This is a genomic window from Sphaerothrix gracilis Ecp01 (assembly GCF_030405905.1).
Classification (GTDB): domain Bacteria; phylum Cyanobacteriota; class Cyanobacteriia; order Phormidesmidales; family Phormidesmidaceae; genus Sphaerothrix; species Sphaerothrix gracilis.
The window spans coordinates 26,851-33,511 of record NZ_JASATW010000037.1 but is presented as its reverse complement, the minus strand read 5'-3'; the positions used below and the strand labels follow the sequence as shown (position 1 = coordinate 33,511).

6 protein-coding genes are annotated in these 6,661 nt (G+C 54.3%); all 6 read left to right on the top strand.

The genetic code is table 11. The annotated features are described in order from the left end of the window. Positions 1 to 892 (top strand): WD40 repeat domain-containing protein (locus tag QJQ48_RS25260; RefSeq protein WP_428843092.1); only part of this gene is annotated, 892 nt, incomplete at its 5' end. A gap of 45 nt (positions 893 to 937) precedes the next feature. Beyond that, positions 938 to 3,751, top strand: coding sequence for a COG1470 family protein (locus QJQ48_RS25255; RefSeq protein WP_346294026.1), 2,814 nt, complete (start codon positions 938 to 940; stop codon positions 3,749 to 3,751). Between the two features lie 175 nt (positions 3,752 to 3,926). After that, the gene (locus QJQ48_RS25250) at positions 3,927 to 4,352 is read left to right on the top strand and encodes a hypothetical protein (RefSeq protein ID WP_346294025.1); all 426 of its coding nucleotides are present in this window, start codon (positions 3,927 to 3,929) and stop codon (positions 4,350 to 4,352) included. A 34-nt stretch (positions 4,353 to 4,386) separates the two neighbouring features. After that, positions 4,387 to 4,902 carry a hypothetical protein gene (locus tag QJQ48_RS25245; protein WP_346294024.1) on the top strand — a complete coding sequence of 172 codons (516 nt, stop codon included), beginning with the start codon at positions 4,387 to 4,389 and terminating at the stop codon, positions 4,900 to 4,902. Positions 4,903 to 5,016: 114 nt separating this feature from the next. Continuing rightward, positions 5,017 to 5,616 carry a hypothetical protein gene (locus QJQ48_RS25240; RefSeq protein WP_346294023.1) on the top strand — a complete coding sequence of 200 codons (600 nt, stop codon included), beginning with the start codon at positions 5,017 to 5,019 and terminating at the stop codon, positions 5,614 to 5,616. Between the two features lie 209 nt (positions 5,617 to 5,825). Next, positions 5,826 to 6,581 carry a GDSL-type esterase/lipase family protein gene (locus QJQ48_RS25235; protein ID WP_346294022.1) on the top strand — a complete coding sequence of 252 codons (756 nt, stop codon included), beginning with the start codon at positions 5,826 to 5,828 and terminating at the stop codon, positions 6,579 to 6,581. The last annotated feature ends 80 nt before the right edge of the window (positions 6,582 to 6,661 follow it).

Sequence of the window (6,661 nt, the reverse complement as noted above, 5' to 3'; positions counted from 1 at the left end):
CCTCAGCGCCGATCAGGTGCTCTACAAAGGGGACAAGGCTATTCGCGTGGTGCGCTACCGCCCTGTAGACAATAACTGGATTTGGGCAGGCTTTGAAAATGGCGATATTCAGGGCTGGAACTTGCTGAGCAATCAGCAGTTTTTCTACTCTTATCGCCAAGACGATCGCGTCTTTGATCTGGCGCTGAGCCGCGATTCGCGATCGCTGTTTAGCGGTCACGGCAGCGGTCTGGTGCTGCAGTGGGATACCTCTCCGGCCAGTCTCAGCGCGACCCGCAGCGAACCCGATCGCGGCTTTGAGGTAGACTTTGCCGTACAGTCCCTGGCGCTAGTGGGGCCGCAGGAAGATCACTTGGCGATCGCTGGCCGCTACAACCAGCTCGTGCTGCTCGATTTGGCAGAAGAGTCTTTTCGCGGCGTGGACTATCGCTCTGGCAGCAGCAATGACTATATTTTCAGCTTGGCAACTGCCTTGGAAAAGCCCAACCTGCTGGCAACGGCTGACAATCGCGGCTACATCACCCTCTGGAATTTAACCGCCTGCCTCACCTCTGATTCTCCCTGCGAGATTGTCGATGAATGGTCTACCGGACACAACGGTGAGGCTGTTAGAGCAGTTGCCCTGTCTGATGATGGCTGCTATCTAGCCAGTGTCGGCGACGATGGCCGCACCCTGCTCTGGCCCCTAACCAGTAACGGTACCCGCCGACCTAATCAGGCCGAAGGTGAAATATTGCGGCGAGCTGATGAGCCGCTCAATGCGGTCGATGTGACCCAGAATCGCGATCGCGTGCTGGTGGTCAGCGGCGGCAATGACGCTGAAGTCCGGTTGAAAGCTGTTAAGGTGAGCGATAGTCAATTACCGCCTGGGCAGTGCAGTCTGGGCAACTAAAGAGTGGCGGCCCGCTGGGCCAGTTGAGAGCGAAGCAGAACGGCAATGACAGATGAGCAAGCCAATCTAAATCCCGGCGCTACTGGCGCTATCAGTTTTCCTCCGGATGTGGACAGCACGGCTGAAATTCTGTCGCTTCCTGCCGAGCAGCGACAACTGATGTTTTGGCTAGTGCGACAGGACTCAGCCCAGTTCGAGCAGATCATGACGGTGCTCAACCGTCCGGCAGGAGAAGTGCGCGGCATTCTTTCCAGCCTGATACAGCAGGGCTTAGTCACAGCTCTGGGGGAGGATAGTTATCGGGCAATGACCGGCAACTCTACCGCGTCCCAGCAGGCCGAAAATATGCTGCAGACGCTGACGCCGGGCAAGCCGCTGGCCGTGATTCTCAACTCTTCCGGACGCGATACGGTAACGCCGGGAGACTCGTTTGAGCTAGGCGTCACTGTCAGCAATCGCGGCAATCGCAGCGCCGTGATCAATATTTTTCTCGACGATCTGACGCCTGCTCTGCGCCCCTGGTGTCAGACGGTTCAAGAATATTTGGCTCTGGCCCCCGATCAGAGTGGTGAGGTGCTATTTCACTTCCAGGTGCCGCCTGAGGCTCTGCCCGGTTTGCTCAGCTACGTGCTGATCGTCGATTCGCCCCAGCACTACCCGGAGTATCCACCGGCTCGCTATAACCAGCAAATCCAGGTCTTGCCGCCAGATACGGCCAGCGTTGAGGCTAATGATCCGACCTTTGTGGTTGAGCCTGCTACTAGCCCCGATACGCCAGCGGCAATTCCGCCGGGGGGCGCTCTGCAGGTGCAGGTACAGGTTTACAATCGCTCAGAGCGGGTCGATCGCTTTCGCTTGGCCTGCACCGATCTACCAGAGGACTGGTTCAGCATTGACTATCCCCAGGACACGAAAGGGTTGGGACTGGTAGTACAGGCAGACAGTTTGGGCCTCAACCCCGGCGATCGCGGCAGTATCTCGCTGGTAATTACGCCGCCCACAGACGCGATCGCTGGCAGCTATGTCCCCACCCTGCGGCTCTACTCGGAGAACAACCCCGGTCTGGGCCTGCTAGCGATGGTGTACCTGCAGGTATTGCCGATTTACCTGCTGCAGGCCGAGATGAAGACCTTAGTGGGGCAGGTGCGCCGCCAGCCCGCTCGCTTTGAGCTGCAGTTTGTCAACAACGGCAATATTGAGCGCGACCTGCTGCTGCAGGCTCAGAGCTTAGACGAAGCGGGTCTGTGTGACTACACCCTCAGCGCCGATGCGGTGACCTTAGCTCCCTGGCAAACGGCCTATATCGAGCTGCGCGGTCAGCCCCAACGCTGGTGGCGACGGCCCCTGTTTGGCCTAGGCCGCATTCTCAATTTTCGGGTCGATATCAGCGATCGCCAGCAGTTGCCCCTGCCCCAAAGTTCGCTGCAGGGCTACCTGACCTGGCTACCTCGTCCTTGGTGGCAGCTTTTGCTGCTGGTGTTGGCCGGGCTGGGGGTTTTAGCGACGCTGGTGTGGCTGATTTGGTGGCTGTTCTTCCGGCCACCGACGACGCCCAAAATTTTGGACTTCGTGGCTGAAGATGCCCGCTATGCCGCCGTTAATCAGGATATTGCCCGCGTGGGCTGGGAAATTGAGCATCCCGATCGGGTGCGGACGCTGAAGGTGACAGGCTATTCTGCAGACGGTACCGTCATCAGCGGCCCGCTGGTCTATGACTTTTCTCAGGGCCTGCCGATTACCCTAGATCCCTTTTGCGATCGCGACGAAGTTATTCTCACCTGCCGCAACGTCCGCACCGATGCCCGGCAGGCTGGGGAATACGTGTTTGAGCTGACCATCGTGCCTAAAGGGCGGCTGCGGCGGCAGATTGAGTCCCAGCGCACCAGCACCGTTGTGATCGATCCAGTCCCGCTGCCGACAGTGACAGAGCTGGCCCCCGGTCAAACCCTCTACCGGGAACTGGGCAGCCAGCCCGTAGCCAATGATCCGCGCCCCGAACAGCAGGCTCCTGCCGTCACCCCTGAAGGTATCCGGCTCAACTGGATTGTGACCAACCCGAAACAGCTCCAAGCCCTCCTGCTGACGGTGCGCGACAGCGAAGAGACAGTCTTAGGCGGACGCCGTTTTCCCCTGCGCAACCAGGAGTCGGGGGAACTAGAGCTGCCGGAAGCACTACAAAATCTTTGCCAGCTCGGTAATGTCTTAGTTTGCCGAGATGTGCCGACTGGCGTGTTCCAGGTCGGCGAATATGTCTTTGAGCTGACAGCCGTGCCTTTAGGCGTAGATCCAGAGCAAACCTTAGAACCTAAACTAACTGAATCAATCAAAATTGTGCCGCGATCGCCGCGTTTAGTGACATTTCAAATCAACGGCCAGGAAGCCCAGCCCAAGTACCTACTGCCCGTAGATGAGGGCCAACCGATTCCGGTAATCACGGTGGCCTGGCAGGTAGAAGGCGGCGAAGCGACCCGCGTAGCGCTGCTGCCCTCGCCAGGCACTGTTCCTCTCCAGGGAGCGATGCGCTATCCGCTAGGAGCTGAACCGGGAACCACCATTTTGACGCTGCAGGTGGGCAATGATGGAGACGAACCCATCCAGCGATCAGTTGTGCTTCAAACGTTTGATCCTACCCCCAGTAATCCGGCTGAGGCTGCCGCTGCTGCCGCTGTCGAAGCCGCCGCCGCTCTCGCCGAAGTTCAGCAGCAGGCTGGTGGCAGTCCTGGTGGTAGTCCTGCTGGCAGGACTGGAAGCAGCGGCAACGGTGCTAGCGGCCCTCCGGCTCCGCCACCTCTAGATGCACCTGCTACTGTCGATCCGGGTCAGCCCTCTCCAGCCGAGACGCCGCCCCAGTTTGACTAAAGTAATCCTTGCTACAGATACGCCTTTTGAAAGAGGATTTCAGACAGTTAATCGCCTAAGCTTCTAACACGTATAAGCAATAATTAGCTTAAATCAGCTAATGTCTACAAAGGCTAATTAACTGGTTTAAGTCATTTAAAGTTTTGCTTTATTTTTAATACTATTGGAGGCTTTCGTGAATTTCTTTCGCTCAGTCCGAACGGCGTTGATTGGCCTATGCCTAGTTTTTGTCTTGACCACTACAGCCGCTTGTAGCACCGGTGCAGATCGGGCAGCTAGCCCCAATGCCCTGCCCACCAGCTCTTATAGCCAGCTTGAGCGCGGCAACACCTCTTCGGGAGAAGCCTTTGGTACCTGGGTTGTGCAAACTGCCAACGGGCTAATTCAAGATGCCTACGTGCGCGATAATGACAAACTCGGCGTCGTGATTACACCTCAGGTGCGGCCAAATGAAGTGCGATCATTAGCCAAGTCTTTGGCCCAGGGATTTGAGAAAAATTTTCCCAACCGCGATCTAAAAGTGCTGGTTTATACGCCTGACAAAAAGCTGATTTTGACTGCTAAATATAACGACGCAAACCGCACAATTGAATATCAATAAGTAGCAAAAACCAGATTAGAAACTAGGAGACTTTATGCCAAGTAGTAACGAATATCGCCGCCAAGTCATGAATGATTTGGCCCAGGGCAATGTTGAGTCTTTAGACAGCTCTAGCGAGCCAGCCCAGCAGTACGACAACTTTGATGACTTTGCTCAGCGCTCTTCTCGCAGCGAACGCCGTCAGCTCTTTGGCCGCGCTTTCCACCCCGATCGCGTACCTTCCAGCCAAATGGAGCCGGAACTGAAAAAGGCGATCGCTCAGGTTAAGCCCAATGAGCGGGACGATGTAGCCAGAGAATTCTTTAAGCACCTGAAGAAGCGAGGACTCAGCGATCGCGATCTAGAGCGTCAGCTAGGACTCTCGACTCATCACGCTAGCCGGATGAATGCTGATGATGTCTCGAAGCTAGCCGCCTTTGCCTATCACAACCATCCGGATATTTTTCAGGAGGTAATGGCCGATCAGCCTGCAATTATCAAATTTTTGAGCAATCCGCTGGTGGGTGCTGCTTTGGGAGCTGTGGCATCTAAGTGGTTTGGCCGCCGGTAAAACGCAGTAATTTAATTCAATACTTATGCTCAAGAGGGCGATTGCAAACAAAATGCGATCGCCTTCAGTGGCTTGTTCTCCACGTTATGCAGTCTAAGCCTCATTGAATAACCCATGAACACATCTCGAATCACCCAAAGAACAGGCATAGATGTTGATACTTCTCATCTTCTCGACTTTATCAAAGCACCCATAAAAGATGTAATTCGTGTGCTTGATGATTTAGCGCCAATTGAGATTCAAAGGAACGTTTACAGTAGACGTATCAGAGTAGATGATTCAGGGTACTTGTTTTACCAAATCAGAGGCAATTCTTGGACGACTATCGAATACGTTGCTAGCAGTCGTTTACAAATTAATAGCTACATCCCCGAAATAGTAAAGACTTTGAGAGCGAAGACCGTTCATTATGAATACAACGACACAACAGAATTCATGAGCTATACCTGTTCTGATTCAACAGGTGTATTAGACTCATACAGTTACAGCTCTGACGATCTCTCTGAGGAAGAGTTTGAAGAGGAAGATCTGGTTGATCCCTTTGAACAGGTCAGCCAACGGCTAGCAAACCAGGGAATTTATGCACTGTGTGGTGAGTGGTCGGGTCGTTTTACCTCTGATGGTAGCTGGTTGAATATTTCTGATCCCGGAGTTTTTTCTGAAGATTTCACAGCTTTTGACTATCTCATTCTTCGAGGCTCAGTTAGCGATTAGAGCGCTGAATGTAGGGTTGGCACATTTGACAATAGGTTAAAGAGAACTTTATCGAAGTTTTGTGCGATCGCTACGTGCTGAATCAGACGAATACGTTTAAGATCTGAGCCGTTACCCCTTCTGTGATCGCTGTGCGGAATTTTCTGCATCATCTGCAAGCAATACCAGCCTGGGCTGTTTTATCGCTGTCGATAAACGGGCTGTTGTTTGTGACCGTGCTGTTACTGTCGCAAAGTTCACAGCCGCCTGCGCCCCGATCGCCCGTTTTGCCCCAAGCCAATGCCTCAGTTGCCGATGGCCTTGAGGAAACCAGCTTTGAAGTGCAGCTCGGCGCTCGCCAGCAGCTTAACTATCAGCAGTGGGTGTCGCTGCTAGCCCAAGAGGCTGACGCGATCGCTGTTCAAGAACCCGACAATCTCGCTGTTCTATTAGGGGATTCTATCAGCCTGTGGTTTCCTGCTGAGCTGCTGCCCGCAGAACAAACCTGGCTGAATCAGGGTATTTCTGGCGATACTACCGCCGGACTCTTAGAGAGAGCTGAACTGCTCGATCGCACCCGGCCTCAAGTCATTCTGGTGATGATCGGCATCAACGATCTAATTTGGGGCAAACAGGACGCGGAGATTTTGAATAACTATCGTCAGCTCGTAGAATATCTGAGCTGGGCGCACCCGCGCACTCAAATTATTGTGCAGTCAATCCTGCCCCACAGCGCTGAACAGTCTACCTGGCAGGGCCGCGATCGCCTTTTAGTCCTGCCTAATAGCCGTATCCGCGATCTGAACCAAAGTCTCGAAGAGATTGCTATTGACAGCGGTGTGGAATATCTCAATCTCTACCCCCTTTTTGCCGATACGGAAGGGCGGCTACGCTCTGATCTGACGACGGATGGGCTGCACTTGAACGATCAGGGCTATTTGGTGTGGCGCACAGCGATCGCGCTGTACCGAGAGCTAGAGCAGTAGGGATGAGGGCGATGAGGAATGTCCCTTTAACCAGTTCCAGCCAAACCGCTATGCTAGGGATGGAACAAACGCTGCTCGGC